This window comes from Enterococcus durans (assembly GCF_002277935.1).
Lineage (GTDB): Bacteria > Bacillota > Bacilli > Lactobacillales > Enterococcaceae > Enterococcus_B > Enterococcus_B durans.
The window spans coordinates 484,003-508,039 of sequence record NZ_CP022930.1; the positions used below are offsets into that span (position 1 = coordinate 484,003).

Below are 24,037 nucleotides of genomic sequence, written 5' to 3' on the forward strand. Positions count from 1 at the left end.
CCATTACTTCTTTTCTGGATAGTGATTAGCTGAAAACTTTGTTAGGAGGAATCATATGATTCAATTATTACGTTATGCAAAAGATTATCGTAAACAGATCATTTTAGGCCCAGTATTCAAGTTCTTTGAAGCTGTGTTCGAATTGATCCTGCCTCTTTTGATGGCGTCTTTGATCGATAATGGGCTTAAAATGAACGATCGAGGAATGATTATCAAAATGGGGGTCTGGATGATCGCTATGTCAGTGATTGGCTTAGTTTGTGCCATCATCTGTCAATATTACGCATCGGTTGCTTCCCAAGGGTTCGGTACCGAACTGCGCAATCAGCTAATCAAAAAAATCAATTCATTTTCACATAGTGAACTGAACCACTTTGGAACAGATACGCTGATCACACGAATGACAAATGATATCAACCAATTACAGCTGGCTCTCGCAATGGTCATCCGTTTGTTGATCCGTGCTCCTTTTTTAAGTATCGGATCAGTAGTCATGGCATTTGTCATTGATTGGGAAGTGGGCTTATTTTTCTTAGCACTATTACCTATTTTTTCAGTTATTTTATATTTTATTATCAAAAAAACAATTCCTCTTTATCAAAAAGTACAAGAAAAATTAGATCGCCTAAACGCAACTGTTAGTCAAAATCTAAGTGGTGTACGTGTGATCCGTGCATTTTCTCGTACAGCTACAGAAATCGATACATTCAATAACGACACTGATGATCTGGCGAAGAATTATCTTCGTGTTTCGAATATTTCTGCTTTATTATCTCCCGCAACCACTTTGATTATGAATGTGGGGATCATCTGCCTATTGACCGTTGGGGGAATCAAAGTCAATATTGGTAATTTACAACAGGGACAAGTCTTAGCCTTGATCAATTATATGAATCAAATGTTATTGGCACTAATCGTCGTCTCTAATCTAGTGGTCATTTTTACAAGAGCCGAAGCTTCAGGAAATCGAATCAAAGAAGTGTTAGCCACAGAAAATACCATTGTTGATGCCGCTGAACCTCTCACTCCTGATTTCCACTCTCAGAATATGATCCAATTCGATCATGTTGATTTTCGCTATACACCAGATTCTGGCTTAGCCTTACAAGATATCACCTTCCAGCTAAAAAGAAAGACAGTCCTTGGGATCATTGGTCCTACTGGTAGCGGGAAAACCACATTGACTCAATTGATCCCTCGCTTCTATGATGTTAGCGCTGGTGCTATTTCCTTTGACGAAGTCGATGTACGTTCTTGGGACCTTGATTCTTTAAGACACCAAATTTCACAAGTACCACAGACTTCTGTCTTGTTTACTGGAACGATTCGTGAAAATCTACAATGGGGAAAACAAGAAGCGAGCGATGAAGAATGTTGGGAAGCTTTACGGATTGCACAAGCAGAAGATTTCGTTCGCCAACTCCCTAAAGGTTTGGATACTAAAGTAATGGAGAACGGAAAGAATTTTTCTGGTGGACAAAAGCAGAGACTAACCATCGCACGTGCATTGATTGCCAAACCAGAATTGCTTATCTTAGATGATTCGTTGAGCGCTCTCGATTATCAAACCGATCTAAATCTGAGAAAAGCGTTACAAACTTCATTGGACAGCACCGTGATCATCATCTCGCAACGGATCCGCTCGATTCAAGAAGCACATACGATTTTAGTAATGGATCAAGGGAAAATCGTGGCTCAAGGTACTCACGAAGATCTACTAGCGCATTCAGCAGAATACCGCGAAATCGTCGCCTCACAGGAGGAAGCATAGTATGAAAACAAAAAAAATCTCTTGGAAAATCCTTAGACGTTTTGTTCCTTATCTTACGGCTTATTCTAAAGACATTTGGTTAGCTATCCTGTTAGGGATCATCAATGGGATCGCGACTGTTGTTATGACCTTACAGATTGGTCAAAGTATCGATCAAATGATTGGTGTCGGTCAGGTAAGATTCACTAAGCTTTTCCACTTACTGTTACTATTTGGCGGTATCGTTTTGATCAATGTAGTCAGTCAGTGGCTGATCCAGGTCTTGAGTAACCGTCTGGCTTATCTTTCAGTAGCTAAACTTAGAAAAGATGCATTTGCTCGTCTGAATAAATTGCCCCTTCGCTACTACGATCAAAATTCTCATGGGAATATCGTCAGTCGTTTTACAAATGACATGGACAATATCTCCATTGCAATATCAGCCGCCTTCAATCAATTATTCGCAGGTGTAGCGATTATCGTTTTATCCTTTATCTTTATGTTAAGATTAAGTCCTTTGTTGACTTTGGTGGTTGTTTGCTCGACGCCAATCATCTTTCTGGTTAGTTGGATCGTAGCTCGAGCTTCTCAAAATGATTTCGACAATCAACAAAAGATCATTGGAAACATCTCTGGATTCGTTACCGAAAGAATTGGAAATCAAAAGATAATCAAAGCTTTCCAACAAGAAGAAGTGAATCAGCAACAATTTAGAGTATTGAACGCAGATCTCTATGAGAAAGGACAGCGTGCTCAATTTTCATCTTCATTAACCAATCCTTCTTCACGTTTTATTGATCACATGGCTTACCTATCTATCGGTTTAGTGGGCGGGTTGCTTGCGCTAAGAAGTGGGTCAGCGATCACTGTCGGTGTGATTTCAAGCTTTACGATCTACTCCAGTCAATTTTCAAAACCGTTCATTGAGCTTTCAGGTATCACTACTCAAATACAGACAGCTTTTTCTGGTTTAGAACGAGCGTTTGAATTGATTGACCAACCTGAAGAAACACCTGATGATCCAGATGCGTATGCTTTGAATCCAGACACGATCAAAGGAGAAGTCGTCTTCAATCATGTTTCTTTTTCCTATGAACCAAAACAACGTCTGATCGAAAATTTCAACTTCAAAGCTGAACCAGGTCAAACAATTGCGATCGTAGGAAAAACTGGTGCAGGAAAATCAACGTTAGTCAACTTGTTGATGCGTTTTTATGAGACCACTTCTGGTTATATCACTATTGACGACTATGACATCAGACATATCCAAAGAGATACTTTACGGAAAAGCTTTGGTATGGTCCTACAAGACACTTGGTTATTTGACAGTACATTAAGAGAAAACCTTCAGTACGGCAAGCCAGACGCTAGTGATGAGGAAATCAATCAAGCATTAAAAGCTTCTTACATGTATGAATTTGTCGAACGTCTGCCAGAAAAATTAGATACTAAAATTGGCGGACAAGGCCTTAAAATCTCTGATGGACAAAGACAACTATTGACCATTGCTCGTACAATGATCAGTAATCCGCCTATGCTGATCTTAGATGAAGCGACTAGTTCAGTCGATACATTGACCGAAAAGAAAATCCAAAATGCTTTTCTCGCCATGATGCAAGGAAAAACCAGTTTCGTCATTGCTCACCGTCTTTCAACAATCAAAAACGCCGACCAGATCCTTGTAATGGACCAAGGGGCAATCGTCGAGATGGGTACTCATGATGAACTACTACAAAAAAATGGCTACTATCATCAGTTATACCAAGCACAATTTACAAAACAATAATAAAAAACAAGCAGTCTTCTGGGATGGGAAGACTGCTTGTTTTTTATTTTGCATGAATAGTTAAACTACTTAATATCTTTTTATATGGAATACTTCGTCCAACATAATAAATCGCTATGGACTGTAGAGGGATCCAAATCACTGTTTTTAAGAGACGAGGTGCCCAAACGACCCAACTAAATAATGGTACGTGGTACATCATCGCTAGCCATAACGGCGTCAAAATCAAGTTGATGATCAACGTGACGCTCAAGGTAGCTAAGATCGCATTTTTCCAAGTGATTTCTTTTCGATAAAAAAAGAACCCATAGATTGCTCCTTCGATAAAGGCATTCAATGTAAATCCAATAAAGAAGGCTGTTTTTGAAAATAATGCCATTCCTACTAAGTCAGCTAATACCGCTCCAATCCCTGACCAGAAAGGACCAAACAAAATCCCCATGATCACTTGTGGAATAAAGGTCACACTGATCTTAATAAAAGGTGTTTCAATCGATACCAATCGGGATAGGGTGACCATCAAGGCGATCAACAATCCCATAATAGCGATCATACGTGCGTCTAATCTGTTTTTCTTCATTTCCTAGCATCTCCTTTAAGAGCTGCTACACAATACATGCAGCGAATGCGAAAATAAAACCGCGAACAATTCTGTCCTTCGTCAAAGAGGCAACATCCCATCCTCTCAGCACTTAACGCTTTATTTCCTACTCTGATTATTTTGGGAAATCATTCCCAGGCAAACTATAGCATAGTTCACTAGTCACTGTAAATAAAAAAACATATATTTTCAAATATACCTATTTCTAAGTTCGTGATTAGACGACATATTTCTGTATCAAATGGCATTATACTTTAAAAATACCGAATTTTATCAAAAAGATAATGGACGCTTTTCTAACTCATGCACGACTTTACGGAAATCTAAAAAGCCAGCTTCTAATCCTCTCAGGAGTACTTCTGCAGTGCCAATATTTGTTGCAAGCGGAATCTCGTAGACATCGGATAAACGAATCAGTGCAGTAACATCTGGTTCATGTGGTTGAGCTGCTAAAGGGTCCCGTAAAAAAATCACCAAATCCAATTCATCTTCAGAAATCATCGCACCAATTTGCTGATCTCCCCCTAATGGCCCAGATTTAAAACGATGGACTTTCAAGCCAGTCGCTTCTGTGATTTTCGCACCAGTAGTACCCGTAGCGAAAAGTTCATGTTTTTCCAATATTGTTTGATAAGCTGTTGCTAATTTGACCATCATCGGTTTCTTTCGGTCATGCGCGATCAATGCGATTTTCATCTCTATCACTCCTTCTTCTTGCCAAAAAATGTGTCCCTTTTCATTTTACATCAAAGATGAGCACATTGACCAAAATTTAAATCAATTGTTGTTCAATGTGACATAGAAAAAAGATAACGCTTTCACATATAATTTGTTTAACGAATAAAACTAATAGAAAGCGTGGAATGACAAATGGTAGAAATGGCATTAAAACATGTATACAAGAAATATGACAACGCAGAAAACTATTCTGTAACCGACTTCAATTTATCGATCGATGATCGTGAATTCATCGTTTTTGTTGGGCCTTCCGGCTGTGGGAAATCAACAACATTGAGAATGATCGCGGGTCTAGAGGATATTTCAGAAGGTGAACTGAACATTGGTGGGAAAGTCATGAATGATGTAGCACCAAAAGATCGTGATATCGCGATGGTTTTCCAGAACTATGCCCTCTACCCTCACATGACTGTTTTTGATAACATGGCATTCGGTCTAAAATTGCGAAAATATGACAAAACAGATATCAAAAAACGGGTAGAAAATGCAGCAGAGATCCTAGGATTGACTGAATATTTGAAACGTAAACCAGCTGCATTATCTGGTGGACAACGCCAACGTGTCGCATTGGGTCGAGCAATCGTCCGTGATGCAAAAGTATTCTTGATGGATGAACCATTGTCAAACTTGGATGCAAAGTTACGGGTTGCCATGCGTGCAGAAATTGCAAAATTACACCAACGTTTAGAAACAACAACGATCTACGTGACCCATGACCAAACGGAAGCAATGACAATGGCTGACCGTATCGTTATCATGAAGGATGGTTTCATCCAACAAATCGGTACACCAAAAGAAGTATATGACACTCCTGTCAATATGTTCGTAGCTGGCTTTATCGGCTCACCTGCAATGAACTTCTTCCATGTGACTTTGAACAATGGCGTGATCTCAGATGGCCATGGTTTGAAATTGAAAATACCTGAAGGAAAAAATAAAGTTTTAGTGGAAAAAGGTTATGAAGGAAAAGCAGTCATCTTCGGTATCCGTCCAGAAGACATCCACAGCGAGCAAGTCGCTTTAGAAGCTTCTCCAGAAGCCGTGGTCAACTCTGAAGTTGTCGTTTCAGAATTACTTGGTGCGGAAACAATGCTTTATACTAAGACAGGTTCTACTGAATTTATTTCTAAAGTCGATGCGCGTGATTTCCATAAACCAGGTGAAATGGTGGATCTAGCCTTCAATATCAGTAAAGGTCATTTCTTTGATAAGGATACTGAAGAAGTAATTACTTTACCTTAAAATCGCCCCCTTTAAGAACGGCACAGGATAACTCTTGTACCGTTCTTTTTTTCTTTTCAAAAATCAAAAAAAGAAAGCTTTATGAGGACGAGTCCTCATAAACTTTCTTCTTTTGATGATCAGCTGATCATTTTAAGCGACTTTTTTAACTGTCTTGCCAATGATTTCTTTTTTTTCTAATTGTTTTGCTTTAGTAAATATTGGGATATCGAAATATTTGCTCAATGTTCCTGCAACAAAGTAAGCAATATTATAATCTACTAAACTATGGATCAAGCCCCCCACACCCATCAAAATAAATACGGTGTAGAAATAACCACCTGAATAATACGTTTCAGGCATATTCCCCATAAAGAAGAAGGCGCTGACGACTAACATTTCAGTAATCGCATGGATGATGCCGATCACCAGATTAAAACTTTGAAAACGCCAATTTGCTAATGTCACTTGACCGTCTTTCAAAACGATTCGTGGATTTTTTTGTAAGTACCATGCCCCAATAACGGCAAATACTAGATGCGATAATGCACGTAATGCAATAATGAATGGTGTAGATAAAAAGAAACCGAATGTTGTACCTAATGCGACAGCAATTGCTACACCAGGTGAAAAAAATAAGGCAATAAATAATGGCACATGGGAAGCTAATGTAAAAGATGCTGGTGGAATCATGATTTTAGGCATCACCATCGGGATAATCACACCCATACCAATCAATAATGCAGAAATCGTAAGTGTTCGTACTGAATTTTTTTTCATTTTTCCCTCTCCTAACATGTCTTGACACATAAATGTCGCTTTATTTTACCTTTAACTACAAAATGTGTCAAGACACATGCGCAAAAAAATGAATAATCTCTAAAATAAATCAATAAAAAGAAAAATAAACCAGATCAACTAGCGGACAAAAGTGTTCTTCACTTTTATCCCATGCTTTTCTGATCTGGTTTATTTATGAAAGCGGAAATCTTTCATTAAATAGGGGTTCGTTACTAAAAACTTTCCGCTTTATACATTTTACTTCTCTTCCAACGCATTACTTAATGCTGCAAACTCTTCTAAAGATAATGTTTCTCCTCGGCGTTTTGGATCGATATTCGCTTTTTCCAAACTTCTAGTGAGCCAAGCCTTCGTATCTTCTTCTTTCCCATAGGTTGCCTGTAAATTATTCCACAATGTTTTTCTTCTTTGTTGAAAAGCAGCCTTCGTCAATCGGAAAAAGGCTTTTTCATTGGTCACTTTGACCGCTGGTTCTGATCTTCTCGTCAACTTCAAAATAGCTGAATCAACATTTGGTTGAGGAACAAATACTGTTTTTGGAACGATAAATGCTACGTTGGCTTCCATGTAGTATTGTACAGCGATGGACAAAGAGCCATATGCTTTGGTTCCTGGTTGAGCAGAAATCCGATCTGCAACTTCTTTTTGCATCATCACGACCATCTCATCAACGACCAACTCTGACTCCAAAAAATGCATCATAATTGGTGTGGTAATGTAGTATGGAAGATTAGCAACCACTTTCAACGGCAATTCTGCGTCAAAATAGTCCATAGCGGCCTGTTGTAAATCAGTTTTCAAAATATCTTGATGGACCACAGTCACATTCGGATAAGGAGCCAGTGTGTCTTCTAATACAGGGATCAAACGATCATCGATTTCAAAAGCAACGACTTGTTTGGCATTTCTGGCTAATTGCTCGGTTAAAGCACCAATTCCTGGACCTACTTCGATAACGTTCGTTTCTTCATTGATTTGACCCGTTTCTACGATTTTTCTTAAAATATTCGGTTCAGTCAAAAAATTTTGTCCTAAACTTTTTTTAAACGAAAAACCGTGTTTCAATAAAATCTCTTTTGTTCTAGAGGGTGTCGCAATATCACGGTATTCACTCATGTTGTTCCTCCACTTTTTTCATTGCTTGTACAAATTCTTCTGGGGTGATCCGAAACATCTTCAAACGTTTTTCCAATTGCTTACCATTGGTATAACCAATCCGCAATTCATCCCCTAATTTTTCGCGTTTTTCTTTTGCTTTCGCTCCAGCTATTAAACCATGAGCAACAAGAATCTGTCTAGTGATCTCAGTAGTTTCTTTTTCCTCAGCAGGAGTCACGACCTTTTTCAAGGCTTCTAATATTGCTTCATCACTTGCATGTTCTACACCAAGACTTCCCTGTTTACGTGGGCGTGCTTGTTTGCGCGGTAAAAATGCATGTTTGGCTTGTGGCACGACTTCCATGATCGTTTTCCGAATTTTTTCTCCCGAAAAATCTGGATCGGTGAAGATGATGACCCCTCGTGTTTCTTGGGCATGTTCGATTTGCATCAAAATATCTTCGTTGATTGCTGAACCGATAGTTTCGATCGTGTCAGCATCCACTACCTCTTGAAGTCTTCTAGTATCGTCTTTTCCTTCAACGACGATGATTTCTTGGATTTTTAACTTAGTCATTTTCATTTAACCTAAATAGACGATGTGCATTTTTCCATGTATGTCTAGCAACTTCTTCCAGCGTTAGTCCTCGTAATTCTGCAATTTTTTCAACAGTATAGCGAGTATATCCCGGTTCATTTCGCTTTCCACGATAAGGGACTGGTGCCAAATAAGGAGCATCTGTTTCTACTAACAAGCGATCAAGCGGTACATTCGTGGCTGCTTCTTGCACATCTGTAGCTTTTTTGAACGTCACGACTCCACTAAATGAGATGTGCATGCCTAAATCGAGGAATCGCTTTGCCCACTCAAAATCTCCGCTGAAACTATGCATGATCCCGCCAATATCACGAATATCTTCCTCTTTTAAAATCGCATACGTATCTTCAAGCGCTTCCCTTGTATGGATACTGATTGGCAAATTCATTTCTTTCGCAATCGCTATTTGTCGACGAAAAACTCTATCTTGGACCTCTTTAGGGTCTTCCATCCAATGATAGTCCAGACCGATTTCTCCTAGTGCAACAACTTTTGGCGTTGTTAACTGTTCTTGTAATTTTTCTTCGACTTCCTTTGTATAACTGCCTGCTTCTGTTGGATGCCAGCCGATAATACTATATATGTTTGAATAATCATGACTAAGCTGCAGTGATTTGTCGATGGTTGGCGTATCAAAGCCCACAACAGCCATTTTAGTCACGCCCAATTCGTTTGCGCGTTCAATCGTTTCTGGAATATCGTCATTGAATTGTTCCGCATTTAGATGGGTATGAGAATCAAATATCATCTTCTATCTCTCCTTTTCTTCATTACTTTAGCATATAAGCAGCTATGGCAGAAGTATTAAAACTAAAAATCAAGATTTATTTTTAGAAAAATAATTTTTTATGGAAAAAGCATGAGGGACAAAACTAAAAATCAGTTTTCTACAAACTCTCGAATAAACGGCGTCCAAAAATCAGGTTTTTCGGAAATTCCAAAAAAAAAAACGAGCGTGGGACAAAACTAAAAATCAGTTTTGCCACAGACTCTAACTCCGAATAAACGGCGGGAGCAGAAGCAACTCCTTCGGAAATAAGCCGAAATTCACAAAAATTTGAAAAACAATTTTCGTTAATTTCTTCTTATTTCTCGGAGTTAAACACTTCTGTCCCAACCTCGTTTTTTCTCCAATTTCTCAAACCTAAACGACTTTTGTCTCGACCTCACTAACGACAAACGGTAGAAACAAAAAGCAACTCCTTCTTTTTTTGGAACTGAAAACTCCTATTCCAGTCTTTCATTCAACGATTCTATATATGTTTGTTTTTATAAAAATAAACCGGTATTCCTAATAAAGTCACGACAATCCCAATCATCGCAAGCCCTGTCTGAGTGAATAACGTCATGCCCAAAATAAAGACAGCTCCCACGATCGCAATCAAAGGAATAACAGGATATAAAGGAACTTTATAAGGTCGAGGCAAATCAGGTTGTTTCTTCCTTAAAACAAATACTCCGACAAAAATAAGTAGGCTAAACAACCACATCACAAATATCAACATATCTGTTAATAAATCAAATGAACCCACTGTCATCATGACACAAGCAATCACTAACTGAAAGATAGCTGGTGTATAGGGTACTGTAAATTTCTTTGAAAGTTTTGTCAGCTGGTTGCTGAAAGGTAGCTCATTTTCTAATGCCATCGCATAAGGAACGCGTATCCCTGTAAGCGTATAGCCATTCAATGCACCATAAACAGAAATCAAGATACCAATCGTCACGATTTTCCCGCCAATTTGACCAAAAATAACACCAGAAGCATCTGAAGCAGCATTGAGATTCCCTGCAATTTGATCAATAGGCAGTGTTTTTAGGAACACATAGTTGATCAATAGATAAACGACTGTGACAAAACTCAAGCCCAAAATAATTGCTTTCGGTAGGTCCTTTTCTGGATGCTTCATCTCACCAGCCATTGCTCCGACACCTAGCCAACCATCATAAGCAAACAATGTTGCCAGTAACGCACTACTCAATCCTTGCGCAAATGAAATATCTTTTCCTGCTTCGATCGGTAATAATTGCACAGTGCCATTGCCAGGAGTAAGCAAACCCCAAATCACGATAACTGCAAGTGGGATCAACTTGATCACTAAGGTAGCAGATTGCACAGTCGTTCCTACTTTGGTACCAAGCAAATTCAGACCTGTGATCGAAATTGCTGTGATAATAGCAATAACTAGTAAATAATCCGTGGATAATTGTAATAAATTGATCAATTGTGTAGCAAAGATGATGGACAGTGCAGCAATATTTGCTGGAAAATAAATCAAGCTTTGTGACCATCCAAGTAAGAAACTAGGCAATTTTCCATAGGCCGCTTCGATATATTTTACAGCACCACCAGTTTCAGGAATTGCGGTAGCAAGTTCTGCTACGGTCAACCCCGCACAGATCGTCAAAAATCCACCTAGTAACCATACCAATAACGTCAAACTAGTGGACTGTGTACTTGCGGTCACTGCTGCAGTTTTAAAGAAAACCCCTGCGCCGATAACCGTCCCCATTACAGTCGCTAATGCACCGAATAAATTAATCTCACGTTTCAACTTACCTTTCATTCGCATCCCCTTTTTCGATTAGATTTTAGTATAACCTCCAGTATAACGGAGAATATTTCACTTTACCATTACTTTTCAGAAATTTTTACTGTAAATATCCCTCTTTGGGCGGAGGTATCCTAGCAAAATGTTCGTTATACTACTGAGTACGATACTAAAGGAGGAGGATTCATGGATTTTAGACGTTCCTATCCAAAAATAGCCGATTTTTTAGAAAAAAAAGAGCCAATTACTAGAAAAAATCAACTGCATTCTCGCTGGCATTGGCTTACCTTGATCCTATTCGGGCTATTGACTGTTGCTACTTTTACCCAACAAATCTTTTTACTACTTGTTTCTATAGTGGTCGTTGCTTTACTAAAAGGGCCAGGAATGATCTTTTTGGGCACGATCTATGCTTTCTTGGTAGGCTTATTCCCACCCATCGGCATCGTTTTGTCCGTTATTTTTTTCTTACTGAATCTGGGGACATTAGCCAAAAACTGGCGACTCTCATTAACAGGATTCTTTTTTTATGGCTATCCGATTGCTGCGATGTTTCTAAGAGTTTGGAGAAATTGGGACAATATTTGGTTTCTCACTGGGAGCTTAGCCATTGGCTTGCTTGTGCTCCACCTTCTCCTGACAAAAATTTACCAACGGTATGGAATCGGTAGAACGATTTTTTGGTATCTTTTCTCGCTACCCTTTGTTTTTCTGACGGCCCTTTTGCCAAAACGTTTAAAAAGAAGAATCAAGCTTCTACCCAAATCATGATCGATCACTATTCTTAAGTCAGAGATACGCAAAATAGGAAAAATTATTTTGCGTATCTTTGGCTTATTTTTTATGCTTTTTCAGCAATTCAATAATTAAAATAGGCTGATTCATTCATTTAAGACAGGAATAACTGGTTTTAGGACAATCCATCCATTCAGGATAACAACTTTGTTAATCTATAAAAAGAATGGATACTTAAAGACCGTATTGTCAAGTTACTGCTCTATCATACATAGCAGAATAGCTCACCTCACTGATAGAAAAGAAAAAGTTTGATCTTCGCTTATTTTGCGACACTGTATTTTTTCGATGACCTAGAGCGATCTTCATGAAACCTTCTGAGCGTTTCTCTCACTAGACTAGTTACCATAAACTGTTTTCAAAGGAATGAGTGTATGAAAAAATTCAAACTAATTAAACAACATGATGCAAAAGATTGTGGCGTTGCTTGTTTAGCAATGATTTTAAACCAGTATCAAACAACGATCCCCATAAGTAAATTAAGACTAATGTCCAAAACTGACAACCAAGGAACGACCGCTTATGGAATGGTTGCAGCAATGGAACAATTAGGATTTGAATGTGAAGTATTCAAATCAGACGCTTCACTATGGCAAGAAAATCTTTCTTTCCCTTTGATTGCCCACGTCTTCGTTGATGGTTCATTTCTACATTATGTAGTGATCTATGGAATAAAAAATGGAAAAATTTTTATTGCAGATCCTGCAAAAGGGAAAACAAGCAAATCGGCAGAAGAATTCAATAAAGAATGGACAGGAATCGTGCTAACTGCCACGCCTACCGAGCAATACAAACCAGTAAAGGATCAGTTGAAAGGATTGCTTTCATTTATTCCATTATTACTGCCACAAAAAAAAATAATCTTTGAGATCACTTTGTTGTCCTTTTTACTAACGGGATTTGGCATCATCGGTTCCTATTACTTTCAACTGATCATTGATAGAATCGTTCCTGCAAGATCCGCCAATTTATTGGAAATCATTTCTATTGGACTATTGACAATGTACGTGATCCAAGCTTTCCTTCAATATTTGAAACGTTATTTGTTGATCCTATTAGGCCAGCGACTAAGTACTTCGATCATGTTACGGTACTTTGACCATGTACTCCATCTGCCAATGTCCTTTTTTTCAACGAGAAAATCTGGTGAGATCATTTCTCGCTTTCTCGATGCAACTAAAATTGTTGATGCACTAGCAAATGCTACATTGTCATTGTTTCTAGACGCATCGATGGTCATTTCAGTTGGCCTTGTTTTATATATGCAAAATGCGCGATTATTCTTCATTAGTTTAGCAACTATTCCAATCTACGCACTGATCGTTTTTTCATTTATAAAGCGATTTGATCAAACAAACGAGGAACAAATGGAAGCTGGTGCTACTGTCAATTCACAAATCATCGAGAGCTTAAAAGGAATAGAAACAATCAAATCATTTAACGCCACTGACCATATCAGTAATAAGGTAACAGAACAATTCAATGAGATGATGGAAAAAACATTCAAAAATTTAAATTTAGACAATATCCAAGCGAATCTTAAAAATGCCCTGCAAGTCATGAGCTCAACAGTGCTTCTCTGGTTTGGGACGACACTCGTTCTTAAAGGACAAATGACCATTGGCCAGCTGATCACTTATAATGCATTGATGATTTTTTTCACTACGCCACTACAAAATATCATTAATCTACAAGTCAAGATCCAAACAGCCAAAGTAGCAAATGATCGACTAAACGAGGTGCTTTTTTTAGAACAAGAACGACTGGCCGAAAGTGACTTGCTCGACAACCCTATTCGATCAACCGATTCTCCATTGATCGAATTCAAAAACGTTTCATTTTCTTATGGCTTTTCCGAAAATGTGCTAACTAGTTTATCTTGCGTCATCCCGGAAAATTCAAAAACTGCAATTGTCGGAATGAGCGGATCGGGAAAATCGACACTCGTAAAGTTACTAATGAATTTTTATACTCCAGAAGAAGGTGAGATTTTTTATCAAGGGCAGGATCTTCGCTCCATCTCTCGATTGGAACTTCGACATTCTCTCAGCTATGTTCCTCAAGATCCCTTTTTCTTTAGTGGAACTATCATGGAAAATCTGTTATTTGGAATCGAAACAAAACCCTCTTTAGAAGAAATTGAACAGGCATGTGAACTAGCGCAGATAAAGTCATACATCGATCAGCTGCCGTTGACTTATCAGACATCAATCGAAGAAGGAGCAACAAACCTTTCTGGAGGGCAAAAACAGCGTCTTGCTATTGCGCGAGCTCTTTTAAAACAATCAAACGTGATGATATTGGATGAAGCAACAAGTGGTTTGGACACACGATTAGAACATCTTATTATTGATAATTTGATGGCTATCCAGAATAAGACGATCATTTTTATTGCCCATCATTTACCCATCGCCAAGAAATGCGACGTTATTCTTGTCCTTGAGGATGGTCAATTAGTTGAATCGGGCTCGCATCAACATCTACTTGATCTAAACGGAACATACGAAACTCTCTGGGAGATGATGACTGTTGCGTAAAGTGGAAAAATATAAACTAATTATGCAATATCTTTATTAAAAAATCCTTGCTATAATTGGAGTAATATTTTATGAAGGAAGTGTTTTTTTGTGATATTACTCAGTTCACTCGCTTATTTCTTCAATGAATTCTCCAATATATTATTATTCATTTTTTTGATTATCTTATGTACAAAAATCAAACAGAAATCGTTTTTTCTTATTTTACTTTTGCTCAGTCTTCCACTTGCACTAGTCTCGATGGAAGACACCTTGTTAGCAGAAATTGCTATGACACTCCTTTTTATTGCAGTGAGGGCACGCGCATGGAAAGCATCAAAGGAACTTGAGTTGAATGAATTACTGGGGTATTTTATTTCTCTGTCCATTTACTTTATTGTTCCTTTTATGGCATCAAGTTTTGTAAGATTCGTATTAGACCTTCCCTTTAACCGCAATATCAATCATCCTTTAGTATTTATAGTGTTGTCCTTTTCATTAAAATTTGCTGTCTCTTTATTCTCTGTTTGGCTCATTCAAAAAAAGTCTTGAACAAAATTGTTCTTCTAGAGGAGAAAAAAATCTATACGATCCAACTGGGCGTCTCATTAGCTATTATCATTGCAGTTGCTGAGATTCTAAGGGAAATGGATATATTAGGTATCGTCAGTATAATCATGTTGGGTTTTCTCATTGCCCAGTATGCAATCACACTGTTCTTAACTTATATCATTTTAAAAAAGAATGCTGAACGTCAAGAATTAAAAAATTTGAAAGAACAGCTATTGATGATGAATGTATACACCGTTGAAGTAGAGAAAAACTATCAGGAAATGAGAAAATTCCGACATGACTATAACAATCTGTTGCTAGGGTTAAGCACTAGCCCTACTGAAAAAATCGACAAAGGGTATTTGAAAGAAATGATCGATTATTCGCATAAGATGATCGATAACAGTGTAATGAGTTTTTCTGGAATAAGCAATTTAAAAATCGTTCCCATCAAATCATTGATTGTCGCAAAGTTGACTCAGGCTCTACAAGCAAATTTAAATGTCCAATTTGAATGCTTAAAATGCATAAATGCTATAAATATAGATGTAGTCAAAGCGATAAGGATCATCGGGATCCTGTTAGATAATGGTATCGAAGCTGCTTGTGAATCAGAAGAAAAAAAACTGAATATCTTATTCATCACTACAGAGGATAGTTTAGAAATAACTATCGAAAACTCTTTTGCTGGAAAACTGCCTTCCTTATCCTTAATGAATCAAGAAGGATTCAGCAAGAAAGGAAAGAATCGTGGCTTAGGCTTATCCAACATCAAAGAACTACTAAAAAATGACACAAATGCTGAAGTGAATCATTACTCAACAGACGGATTATTCGTCTCAACATTAACAATCAAAAGGAGTGAATTAGATGACTCTACCAATTATTCTTTGTGATGATGATATTATGCTGATGACTCATTACAAACAGATAATCAAGAATCTCATTATGATCAACGACTATGATATGGAATTAGTGCTAGTAACAACAGATCCTCATGATGTCCTGCTGTACCACCATAAAGCAAATTTGACCAATTGCCTCTTCTTTCTAGACATTGATTTAGGAAGAAATTTAACCGGAATAGATGCTGCACAACTAATACGAAAAGAAAACGAGTTTGCAAAAATCGTTTTTATCACTTCGCATCAAGAGTTGGCTTTAGAAACACTAAAACGGCAAATCGCCCCCTTGGATTACATCGTAAAAGACGGCAAAACAGAAAAACAGCAAATTGAAAACATCTTAAAAATCTGCAATGAACAAACGGTGATCAATCATAAATCAAATCTACGTCATGTCTCTTTTGCAATTGGTTCCAGAAATTTTAAAATCGATTTAGCTTCCATCTACTTTTTAGAAACATCTGTCACTCCGCATAAAGTGATTCTCTATGGAGAAAATATGATGTACGAATTTTATGGGAAAATGAATGAATTAGAAAAAGAATATCCAGAATTATTGCGCGTCCACCGTTCTTTTTTAATCAATACGAATCAAATCAGATCGGTGGATTTCAAAACACGAAGGATCGTCTTTCCTGAAGAATATACGTGTGACTTTTCCATTTCAAAAACAAAGGTATTAAAAATGAATCTTAAGTCGTAAAACCGGTCTACTTTTCCAGCCTCCATCATTTTTATTCCTGTATTTTTTACCGCAACTCTGCGCCTACTATCCAATAACAGAGAATCCGTATTTAACTATCATTCAGGATCGATTCTTTTCATTTTAAGACAAATGAATCACTTTCGTCTTCAAATTAGCTATACTTTACCTATCATAAGTAGAGGAGTGATTCGATGAGTAAGAAACAAGCATTAAGCAAAGAAGAACTAAAAAAAATCAATGGCGGTACACCAGGAACAGGGGATATCGCAACAGGGCCTAAAGGTTCAGCAAAAAAAGTTTTAGGCATGACTTGGGATTTTTTAACTGGTCTATTTGACGGTAAATAGCAACTAAGAAGCGGATACCTTCAAATAAAAGAAACAGACAATACCGGCTACCAAAAGTTATTCTAACTTTTGGTAGCCGGTATTTCAGTTTTATTTGGAGTAATCTTGTTGGCATACTGTACTTACGACAAAAGGAGGGTGGGACAAAAGTGAGAAACACTTCTGTCCCACCCTCCCATCATCTAGTCAGCTATGCTGGACTTTTTCTTAACTAAGCGATCTCTGAACCATTTGGCATTGATTTAGGTGCTTCGACTACTTGTAAAGAGCCGTCTGGTGCTTCCGCTGAAAGAATCATTCCTTGGCTGATTTGACCACGCATTTTACGTGGTTTCAAATTCGCTACAATCACTAATTTTTTCCCTATCAATTCATTCGGATCAGGATAAAATTCTGCGATACCAGATAAAATTTGTCGATCTTGACTGTCGCCTGCGTCTAAACGGAATTGCAATAGCTTATCTGCACCTTCCACTTTTTGACAGTTGATCACTTCTGCTACTTTCAATTCTACTTTTTCGAAAACATCAAATTTAATTTGTTTTTCTTTCGTAGAAACTAGTTCAGTTTCTTCAGGGTCCCACTTCACTGTATCTTCATTTGTCTGAGTACCTTCAGACATTTTTCCTTTGATATAGCTGACTTCTTCTTCCATGTCTAAACGTGGGAAGATCGGTGTTCCTTTTGAGACCACTTTTGTACCAGAAGGAAATTCACCGAAGTGTAGTCCTTCAAGATTCATCATTTCAGGATCCAATCCTAATTGAGTAAAGATTTTTGTTGGTGTTTCTGTCATGATCGGTTGTAACAGAATCGCTGTGATACGTAGAGATTCTGCCAAATGGATCATCACACTATCCAATTCTTTTTTCTTTTCTTCATCTTTGGCTAATACCCATGGTTCTGTTTCATCGATATATTTATTTGCACGAGAAATCAACACCCAAATCTCAGCCAACGCAGTATTGAATTCCATTTTTTCCATTGCATCATGGTAACGTCCAACGACATTCGCAGCAGTTGTAGATAATTCACTATCAAATGGCGTCACCAAAGAAGCATAATCAGGTACAACCCCATCACAATATTTATTGATCATCGCAACCGTACGATTCAAGAGATTCCCCAAGTCATTGGCTAAGTCATAATTGACGCGCGATACAAAATCTTCTGGTGTGAATACGCCATCAGAACCGAATGGTACTTCACGTAACAAGTAATAACGTAATGCATCCAAGCCATAACGCTCAACCAACATTTCAGGGTAAACGACATTGCCTTTTGATTTAGACATCTTACCGTCTTTCATCAATAACCAACCATGTCCAAAGACTTTTTTAGGTAATGGCAAGTCTAAGGCCATCAACATGATTGGCCAATAGATCGTATGGAAACGTACGATTTCTTTTCCGACCATATGAACATCTGCTGGCCAGTATTTTTGGAACAAGCTATCATCGTCTGAACCGTAGCCTAGCGCCGTGATATAATTGATTAGAGCATCGATCCATACATAGACCACATGTTTGGGGTTGTTTCTCACTGGAACACCCCAAGTGAAAGTTGTTCTTGAAACTGCAAGGTCTTCTAGACCTGGTTTGATGAAGTTGTTGATCATTTCGTTTTTACGAGATTCCGGTTGAATAAATTCCGGATGTTCTTCATAATACTGAAGCAAACGATCTGCGTATTTACTCATACGGAAGAAATAAGATTCTTCTTTGACTAGTTCTACTTCATGACCACTTGGTGCTTTACCACCGATCACGTTGCCTTCTTCATCTCGATAGACTTCCGCTAATTGCGTTTCTGTAAAGAATTCTTCATCGGAGACAGAATACCATCCTTGATACTCACCAAGATAGATATCCCCTTTTTCTAGTAGACGATCAAATACTTTTTGGACTGCTGCTACGTGATAATCATCTGTTGTACGAATAAATTTATCGTAGCTGATATCAAGTGTCTTCCATAATTTCTTGACATCTGCAGCCATCTTATCCACATATTCTTGTGGTTCCACACCTAATTCTGCTGCTTTTTTTTCTATTTTTTGACCGTGTTCATCCACCCCAGTTAGATAAAACACATCAAAGCCCATCAATCGCTTATAGCGGGCAACTGCATCACAGGCAATTGTAGTATAAGAATTCCCAATATGAAGTTTCCCACTTGGATAATAGATTGGCGTAGTAATATAAAAAGTTTCCTTTTCTGCCATGGGGCTCTTCCTCCTTTATCGCATGATGCGAATTCGTTTCCTTGCTAGTATACCATAAAACAAATAGACTGTTACCATTTTTTCGTTAGCTCGTAACAAATGAAACCCATCTACCGATTTTTTTCATTTGAAAACATGCTATAATAAAAAAGGTTTGGAAAGACACCCTTTTCTATTCAATAAATCATACCTTTACTGAATTTTTGGAACACATTCGATCATGCGTATCGATTTGAAGTACAGGGTTCTGATATTAAGCTCTTGGCATGAACACTTAGGAATAACAGCGATCATTGCATGCCCTGACTAGTTGGTTCGCATCCATACTTTTTTACGATCGAACATCAAGGACGTTTTTTACTTATGCCATGTTTTCTCGTAAAAATCCCTACACCTTTTACACTATTTATTACCATTCATATCATTTAGATAAACTATTTGACCAAGAGAGGTTGGAAGCATAATGAAAAAAAAGCATCTTTATTTCACTATCAGTATCGCACTTCTTTCGCTTGTGCATTTACTGTTCAGCTATTTTTATGTACGCATGTATGGCTATTTTAATCTCCACGGAAATTTGAATAGTTTTGTGTTGGTTTCTCAAATACTCCGTTTTGTCTTGGATGCCTATATCATCGTTTGTGGTTTTTTTGCCATCCGAGAAGAAAAACAAAAAATATTGCCTTTTTACTTACTGTTCTTTCTATTTAATTTGATTCTGCCATTTTTATTTCATGTGTAACTAAACAGCTATTTTTCCATAGGAAATCTTTGGTTTTCTGATAGAGTCTGCTACAATGAAGTAAAAAGGACCCTGCAATCGAGCTAGAAGGAGGACATATAATGAAACAGTTTGCTTCTAAAGAAGAAGAAAAACAATATTATGAACATGAAGCAAGTGAAGCTGATTTTCTTGCTTGGTATCAAAAGCAAGAACGGCCAGAGTATGATAAGCCTTCTTTGACTGTCGATATCGTCTTAATGTGCTATAACAAAGAAGAAGATCAACTAAAAATCTTGCTCATTCAAAGAAAAGGACATCCTTATCGCAATTCATGGGCACTACCTGGTGGATTCGTACAAAAAAATGAGTCTACAGGAGAAAGTGTACTACGAGAAACCAAAGAAGAAACTGGCGTAGTGATCTCCCAAGAAAACATCGAACAACTCCATACGTTCAGTACACCTAATCGCGATCCGCGTGGTTGGGTCGTAACTGTTAGCTATTTAGCATTTATTGGGGAAGAGCCTTTGATTGCTGGAGATGATGCAGAGGAAGTCCAATGGTTCACATTGGAACGTCAAGGAAACAAGATCCATCTAGCCAGTGATGATGTCGCTATTTCTTTGGATTTACTGACCGGTGAGTCCTCTGGTAAAGACACTTTGGCATTTGACCATAGCGAGATCATCCTCAAAGCCTTTAATCGTGTGGTAAATAAAATGGAGCACGAACCCCAAGTACTCCAAGTTTTAGGAAAAGATTTTACGATCACTGAAGCGAGAAAAGTTTTTGCAAAATTCTTAGGCATCGATTTCAAAATGATCGACCATTCTAATTTTAAAAAAGCAATGCTTCAATATTTCGATGAGATCGGTGAACGCCCCGTTGGTATTGGCCGCCCATCCAAAATCTACCAGTTAAAGCCAGGGAATGACGAGTAAATCAAAAAGCAGAAAGAACAAAAGACTCACTTTTGTTCTTTCTGCTTTTTGATTTATCATAATTAGTGAGCTTTTCTTTAAAGAAAATTCCTAGAAACAAAAACAAGTTATGTTTTTTATTAGCAAGGCGATCCCTGGCACCCCTACCAGTTCGATTATTCAAAAATCACTTGTTTCCCGATTTTTTCTAACTCCATACTTTTTTTTTCAGGTGGTTCATTCAATTGCTCGTTCACATTGATAAAAAGCAATGTTTTATTGTACCACTGCGCTTTATATCGCAATTTTGTAATCAATTTATACCAATCTTGCAACTGAAAATCGGCTGAAGAAAGTTCAGATGGAACAGCTTCAACAAATAAGTAATCATAATTGCGGATCAAATTACCAGATACTCTTTCCAAGTAATCTTCTTTTTGTAATTTTTGTTCCTGATAAAGATCCATTACTTTTCTCTTTTGTTTCTGATAATTTCTAGCATTTTCCAAGCGAACTTTTCTTTTTTGAGCTGCTTTACTTTTAATCACCAGTTTTCTCTTGGCAACCTTCATCTTATCTCTCGTTTGCCTGAACAATGGCATTTGTACCTCAACTGGTGATGAAGTTTCCACCAATTTCTTTGGATCATATGCTACCCCTAGCCATCGATTAGTAGTTGGCACTCCGGCGATTTGTACTTCACAAAGTAGAGAAACATAGAAACTTTCATTATACCGTGCTGAAATCGTCGCTGACCGTATAACACCTTCGACCGGACGATGTAATCTCACTTGGATCAGCTCTTTTTGTTTCGGCAGTTTCAAGTACTTATCTTCCAAATAAATCGTTCCTTTTTGATTATTTGTTGTATAAGACTGCCACATACTTTTTTTGTTCTTCAGTTTAGGGAAACTAGCACGCCCATTGAAATAATTGCGAAAAGCGCGATCTAAATTTAATTGGGCATTTGCTAATGCTAAGCTATCTGCTGATTTTAAAAATGCGTATTTTTTTTTTAATGTTGCAGGTGTCATCGAATAATCGATGGCACCTGTTCTCGCATAACTTTCCTGTCGTGCTTTTAGCAAATGGTTATACGTAAAACGCACACAACCAAAATTTTGGATGAACCATTCTTTTTGTGAAGCAGTCGGGTAAATTCGGAATTTAAAGGCTTTTAGCATAAGCACTTACCTCCTAATTTGTGACAAGTAAGGCTTCCTTTTGCCGTTTTAATTTTTTTGAATAATAAGGTACTTCTTGTTCCGTAGCATAGACAAAATGTTCAGGAGCGATCTCTCTTAATGCTCGCACTTGTCCATCATCTGGCTCCGGTTGATATTTGATTCGTTTGCGTTGTCTTTCATGATCAGGATCTGGTAATGGAATGGCAGATAGCAGACTTTCTGTATAAGGATGCACGCCATGGTTATAGATTTCATCACTAGTTCCCATTTCCAATAAACGTCCATTGTGCATCACGCCGATCCGATCGCTGATATGTTTTACCATAGACAAATCATGGGCGATGAACAAATAAGTTAATTGGTGCTGTTTTTGCAGATCTTGTAAAAGATTGACTACTTGCGCCTGGATCGAAACATCTAATGCTGAGATAGGTTCATCACAAATAATGAAGCGTGGTTCGATTGCCAAAGCTCGCGCAATCCCGATCCGCTGACGTTGACCACCTGAAAATTCATGTGGGTAACGGGTACCATGTGTAGGGTTCAGTCCGACGGTTTTTAGCAATTCATCGACTTTTTTTGAACGTTCTTCTGGTGTTTTAGCTAAACCATTGACATCGATTCCTTCTGCAATGATATCTCGAACTTTCATTCGCGGATTCAAAGAAGCATATGGATCTTGGAAAATCATTTGGACTTCATGACGAAACAGGCTCATTTCTTTTTTGCCCTTGATTTTCGTGACATCTTTCCCGTCAAATAAAACTTCGCCACCTGTTGGTTCATTCAAGCGAATGATCGTGCGACCCGTTGTAGATTTACCGCTCCCAGATTCCCCTACTAATCCAAAGGTTTCTCCTTCATAGATATGAAAACTGATATCGTTTACTGCATGCACTTCATTTTTCTTGCCAATGTTGAAGTACTGTTTTAATCCTTTAACTTCGAGCAGTTTCTTTTGCATCAATCATTCCCCCTTGGCTTGCTCGTTTTTTTTCTTTGAAAATAGCCCAGCGTCGTTTGATTTCTTCAGGCGGATTCACTTTAGGCGCTTGAGGAGCTAACAGCCAAGTCGCTGCTTTGTGCGTTTTTGATAATTCAAAAAATGGTGGCTCTTGTTCTGCATCGATTTTTAATGCATATTCATTCCGAGGATAGAAAGCATCCCCTTTTGGTGGATTCAATAAATCCGGTGGTGAACCTGGAATAGCATATAAGCGATCATTTGCACTATCCAAAGTTGGCATAGAACCCAATAACCCCCATGTATAAGGGTGTTGAGGATTATAAAAAATTTCTTCCGAGGTACCTACTTCGATGATCTTCCCACCATACATCACGGCTACACGGTCAGCGACATTTGCTACGACACCTAGATCGTGGGTGATGAAAATGATCGATGTATCGATTTTTGTTTGGATCTCTTTTAGAAGTTCGATGATCTGTGCTTGGATCGTTACATCTAGTGCAGTAGTGGGTTCGTCAGCAATCAGGATCTGTGGATAACAAATCAAAGCGATCGCAATAACGATCCGTTGACGTTGACCCCCAGAGAATTGATGCGGATAGCTATTGATCCGTTTTTCAGCTTCAGGAATCCCAACTAATTTTAGTAAGTCTAATGCAGCTTTTTTCCCCTCTTTTTTCGAGACCTTGTTATGCTTACGTAAAGATTCAGCAACTTGTTTGCCAATCGTCATCGTAGGATCAAGAGAAGTCATTGGATCTTGGAAAATCATCGCAATTTCTTTCCCACGAATCTTTTGCATTTCTTTTTCTGTTTTGCCAACGATATTTTCGCCTTTGAATAAGATTTCTCCAGAGTCGATATTTGCGTTGCTTGATAATAATCGCATGATACTTCTAGTCGTGACTGACTTTCCGCTTCCGGATTCGCCTACGATCGCCAATGTTTCGCCTTTATTTAAATGAAAATTGACGCCACGGATTGCTTGGACTTTTCCAGCATACGTATCAAATGAGATTTCTAAATTTTTTACTTCTAGAATTTTCGTCATA

At 38.0% G+C, this 24,037-nt stretch carries 22 protein-coding genes and 1 riboswitch; of the genes, 11 read left to right on the forward strand and 11 right to left on the reverse strand.

Annotation, left to right across the window (positions count from 1 at the left end):
* The first annotated feature begins 55 nt into the window (after positions 1–55).
* Entirely contained in the window at positions 56–1,771 is a 1,716-nt protein-coding gene (locus CJZ72_RS02390) for an ABC transporter ATP-binding protein (protein WP_081135654.1), read from the forward strand.
* A 1-nt stretch (position 1,772) separates the two neighbouring features.
* Positions 1,773–3,536: an ABC transporter ATP-binding protein gene (locus tag CJZ72_RS02395; protein WP_005876629.1), complete on the forward strand. Its 1,764-nt coding sequence runs from the start codon at positions 1,773–1,775 to the stop codon at positions 3,534–3,536.
* Positions 3,537–3,579: 43 nt separating this feature from the next.
* Here the strand turns inward: CJZ72_RS02395 and CJZ72_RS02400 are convergent, their stop codons facing one another.
* Positions 3,580–4,116, reverse strand: a complete 537-nt coding sequence (locus CJZ72_RS02400) for a folate family ECF transporter S component (protein ID WP_081135651.1) — start codon at positions 4,114–4,116, stop codon at positions 3,580–3,582.
* Between the two features lie 37 nt (positions 4,117–4,153).
* Positions 4,154–4,253, reverse strand: a riboswitch (THF riboswitch).
* A 157-nt stretch (positions 4,254–4,410) separates the two neighbouring features.
* Positions 4,411–4,833 carry a methylglyoxal synthase gene (gene mgsA, locus CJZ72_RS02405; RefSeq protein ID WP_005876625.1) on the reverse strand — a complete coding sequence of 141 codons (423 nt, stop codon included), beginning with the start codon at positions 4,831–4,833 and terminating at the stop codon, positions 4,411–4,413.
* Positions 4,834–5,007: 174 nt separating this feature from the next.
* On the opposite strand from mgsA, the gene CJZ72_RS02410 reads away from it, so the two are divergent.
* Positions 5,008–6,117, forward strand: a complete 1,110-nt coding sequence (locus tag CJZ72_RS02410; protein WP_005876623.1) for an ABC transporter ATP-binding protein — start codon at positions 5,008–5,010, stop codon at positions 6,115–6,117.
* A gap of 132 nt (positions 6,118–6,249) precedes the next feature.
* On the opposite strand, the gene CJZ72_RS02415 is transcribed toward CJZ72_RS02410, so the two are convergent.
* From CJZ72_RS02415 to CJZ72_RS02435, 5 genes are all read right to left on the reverse strand, one after another.
* The gene (locus CJZ72_RS02415) at positions 6,250–6,876 is read right to left on the reverse strand and encodes a hypothetical protein (RefSeq protein ID WP_005880261.1); all 627 of its coding nucleotides are present in this window, start codon (positions 6,874–6,876) and stop codon (positions 6,250–6,252) included.
* Between the two features lie 258 nt (positions 6,877–7,134).
* Positions 7,135–8,013 carry a 16S rRNA (adenine(1518)-N(6)/adenine(1519)-N(6))-dimethyltransferase RsmA gene (gene rsmA, locus CJZ72_RS02420; RefSeq protein WP_081135649.1) on the reverse strand — a complete coding sequence of 293 codons (879 nt, stop codon included), beginning with the start codon at positions 8,011–8,013 and terminating at the stop codon, positions 7,135–7,137.
* The gene (gene rnmV / locus CJZ72_RS02425) at positions 8,006–8,572 is read right to left on the reverse strand and encodes a ribonuclease M5 (protein WP_095443587.1); all 567 of its coding nucleotides are present in this window, start codon (positions 8,570–8,572) and stop codon (positions 8,006–8,008) included. Before rnmV ends, rsmA begins: the two co-directional genes overlap by 8 nt.
* Positions 8,565–9,341: a TatD family hydrolase gene (locus CJZ72_RS02430; RefSeq protein ID WP_095443588.1), complete on the reverse strand. Its 777-nt coding sequence runs from the start codon at positions 9,339–9,341 to the stop codon at positions 8,565–8,567. Before CJZ72_RS02430 ends, rnmV begins: the two co-directional genes overlap by 8 nt.
* Positions 9,342–9,846: 505 nt before the next feature.
* Complete coding sequence (locus CJZ72_RS02435) at positions 9,847–11,160, reverse strand: APC family permease (protein ID WP_095443589.1); 1,314 nt, start codon at positions 11,158–11,160, stop codon at positions 9,847–9,849.
* 171 nt (positions 11,161–11,331) lie between these two features.
* Between CJZ72_RS02435 and CJZ72_RS02440 the strand changes: the two genes are divergently transcribed.
* From CJZ72_RS02440 to CJZ72_RS14465, 6 genes are all read left to right on the forward strand, one after another.
* A complete protein-coding gene (locus CJZ72_RS02440) occupies positions 11,332–11,916 on the forward strand; it encodes a hypothetical protein (protein ID WP_081134126.1) in 585 nt (194 codons plus the stop codon).
* Between the two features lie 398 nt (positions 11,917–12,314).
* Entirely contained in the window at positions 12,315–14,477 is a 2,163-nt protein-coding gene (locus CJZ72_RS02445) for a peptide cleavage/export ABC transporter (protein ID WP_095443590.1), read from the forward strand.
* A gap of 252 nt (positions 14,478–14,729) precedes the next feature.
* Positions 14,730–15,008 carry a hypothetical protein gene (locus CJZ72_RS14660; protein WP_227260032.1) on the forward strand — a complete coding sequence of 93 codons (279 nt, stop codon included), beginning with the start codon at positions 14,730–14,732 and terminating at the stop codon, positions 15,006–15,008.
* The gene (locus tag CJZ72_RS02450; RefSeq protein ID WP_227260034.1) at positions 15,005–15,904 is read left to right on the forward strand and encodes a sensor histidine kinase; all 900 of its coding nucleotides are present in this window, start codon (positions 15,005–15,007) and stop codon (positions 15,902–15,904) included. The genes CJZ72_RS14660 and CJZ72_RS02450 overlap by 4 nt, the downstream gene beginning before the upstream one ends.
* Positions 15,879–16,616 carry a LytR/AlgR family response regulator transcription factor gene (locus CJZ72_RS02455; protein WP_081134124.1) on the forward strand — a complete coding sequence of 246 codons (738 nt, stop codon included), beginning with the start codon at positions 15,879–15,881 and terminating at the stop codon, positions 16,614–16,616. The genes CJZ72_RS02450 and CJZ72_RS02455 overlap by 26 nt, the downstream gene beginning before the upstream one ends.
* Positions 16,617–16,810: 194 nt before the next feature.
* Positions 16,811–16,966 carry a hypothetical protein gene (locus CJZ72_RS14465; RefSeq protein WP_179135134.1) on the forward strand — a complete coding sequence of 52 codons (156 nt, stop codon included), beginning with the start codon at positions 16,811–16,813 and terminating at the stop codon, positions 16,964–16,966.
* 211 nt (positions 16,967–17,177) lie between these two features.
* On the opposite strand, the gene metG is transcribed toward CJZ72_RS14465, so the two are convergent.
* A complete protein-coding gene (metG, locus tag CJZ72_RS02460; RefSeq protein WP_005880240.1) occupies positions 17,178–19,187 on the reverse strand; it encodes a methionine--tRNA ligase in 2,010 nt (669 codons plus the stop codon).
* A 463-nt stretch (positions 19,188–19,650) separates the two neighbouring features.
* On the opposite strand from metG, the gene CJZ72_RS02465 reads away from it, so the two are divergent.
* Both CJZ72_RS02465 and CJZ72_RS02470 read left to right on the forward strand, forming a co-directional pair.
* Positions 19,651–19,929 carry a hypothetical protein gene (locus tag CJZ72_RS02465; protein ID WP_005880237.1) on the forward strand — a complete coding sequence of 93 codons (279 nt, stop codon included), beginning with the start codon at positions 19,651–19,653 and terminating at the stop codon, positions 19,927–19,929.
* 101 nt (positions 19,930–20,030) lie between these two features.
* On the forward strand, positions 20,031–20,852 hold the full coding sequence (locus CJZ72_RS02470) for an NUDIX domain-containing protein (RefSeq protein WP_005880234.1): 822 nt from the start codon (positions 20,031–20,033) through the stop codon (positions 20,850–20,852).
* Positions 20,853–21,007: 155 nt separating this feature from the next.
* Here the strand turns inward: CJZ72_RS02470 and CJZ72_RS02475 are convergent, their stop codons facing one another.
* The 3 genes from CJZ72_RS02475 to CJZ72_RS02485 are packed head-to-tail and all read right to left on the reverse strand — an operon-like array spanning position 21,008 to position 24,036.
* Entirely contained in the window at positions 21,008–22,015 is a 1,008-nt protein-coding gene (locus CJZ72_RS02475) for an RNA-guided endonuclease TnpB family protein (RefSeq protein ID WP_095443591.1), read from the reverse strand.
* Between the two features lie 13 nt (positions 22,016–22,028).
* Positions 22,029–22,982, reverse strand: a complete 954-nt coding sequence (locus CJZ72_RS02480; RefSeq protein ID WP_005880230.1) for an ABC transporter ATP-binding protein — start codon at positions 22,980–22,982, stop codon at positions 22,029–22,031.
* Positions 22,957–24,036 (reverse strand): ABC transporter ATP-binding protein, encoded by a 1,080-nt coding sequence (locus CJZ72_RS02485; protein ID WP_081134122.1) that lies wholly within the window; start codon positions 24,034–24,036, stop codon positions 22,957–22,959. The genes CJZ72_RS02480 and CJZ72_RS02485 overlap by 26 nt, the downstream gene beginning before the upstream one ends.
* Position 24,037 lies beyond the last annotated feature (1 nt).

What these genes read in the sequence shown, in the direction of transcription:
- CJZ72_RS02435 (WP_095443589.1), bottom strand. Translation starts at nt 11,160, where the DNA reads ATGAAAGGTAAGTTGAAACGTGAGATTAATTTATTCGGTGCATTAGCG.
- CJZ72_RS02465 (WP_005880237.1), top strand. Translation starts at nt 19,651, where the DNA reads ATGAAAAAAAAGCATCTTTATTTCACTATCAGTATCGCACTTCTTTCG.
- mgsA (WP_005876625.1), bottom strand. Translation starts at nt 4,833, where the DNA reads ATGAAAATCGCATTGATCGCGCATGACCGAAAGAAACCGATGATGGTC.
- CJZ72_RS02455 (WP_081134124.1), top strand. Translation starts at nt 15,879, where the DNA reads ATGACTCTACCAATTATTCTTTGTGATGATGATATTATGCTGATGACT.
- CJZ72_RS02485 (WP_081134122.1), bottom strand. Translation starts at nt 24,036, where the DNA reads ATGACGAAAATTCTAGAAGTAAAAAATTTAGAAATCTCATTTGATACG.
- CJZ72_RS02475 (WP_095443591.1), bottom strand. Translation starts at nt 22,015, where the DNA reads ATGCTAAAAGCCTTTAAATTCCGAATTTACCCGACTGCTTCACAAAAA.
- rsmA (WP_081135649.1), bottom strand. Translation starts at nt 8,013, where the DNA reads ATGAGTGAATACCGTGATATTGCGACACCCTCTAGAACAAAAGAGATT.
- CJZ72_RS02445 (WP_095443590.1), top strand. Translation starts at nt 12,315, where the DNA reads ATGAAAAAATTCAAACTAATTAAACAACATGATGCAAAAGATTGTGGC.
- CJZ72_RS02400 (WP_081135651.1), bottom strand. Translation starts at nt 4,116, where the DNA reads ATGAAGAAAAACAGATTAGACGCACGTATGATCGCTATTATGGGATTG.
- CJZ72_RS02410 (WP_005876623.1), top strand. Translation starts at nt 5,008, where the DNA reads ATGGTAGAAATGGCATTAAAACATGTATACAAGAAATATGACAACGCA.
- CJZ72_RS02395 (WP_005876629.1), top strand. Translation starts at nt 1,773, where the DNA reads ATGAAAACAAAAAAAATCTCTTGGAAAATCCTTAGACGTTTTGTTCCT.
- CJZ72_RS02480 (WP_005880230.1), bottom strand. Translation starts at nt 22,982, where the DNA reads ATGCAAAAGAAACTGCTCGAAGTTAAAGGATTAAAACAGTACTTCAAC.
- CJZ72_RS02415 (WP_005880261.1), bottom strand. Translation starts at nt 6,876, where the DNA reads ATGAAAAAAAATTCAGTACGAACACTTACGATTTCTGCATTATTGATT.
- rnmV (WP_095443587.1), bottom strand. Translation starts at nt 8,572, where the DNA reads ATGACTAAGTTAAAAATCCAAGAAATCATCGTCGTTGAAGGAAAAGAC.
- CJZ72_RS02470 (WP_005880234.1), top strand. Translation starts at nt 20,031, where the DNA reads ATGAAACAGTTTGCTTCTAAAGAAGAAGAAAAACAATATTATGAACAT.
- CJZ72_RS02440 (WP_081134126.1), top strand. Translation starts at nt 11,332, where the DNA reads ATGGATTTTAGACGTTCCTATCCAAAAATAGCCGATTTTTTAGAAAAA.
- CJZ72_RS14465 (WP_179135134.1), top strand. Translation starts at nt 16,811, where the DNA reads ATGAGTAAGAAACAAGCATTAAGCAAAGAAGAACTAAAAAAAATCAAT.
- CJZ72_RS02430 (WP_095443588.1), bottom strand. Translation starts at nt 9,341, where the DNA reads ATGATATTTGATTCTCATACCCATCTAAATGCGGAACAATTCAATGAC.
- CJZ72_RS02390 (WP_081135654.1), top strand. Translation starts at nt 56, where the DNA reads ATGATTCAATTATTACGTTATGCAAAAGATTATCGTAAACAGATCATT.
- metG (WP_005880240.1), bottom strand. Translation starts at nt 19,187, where the DNA reads ATGGCAGAAAAGGAAACTTTTTATATTACTACGCCAATCTATTATCCA.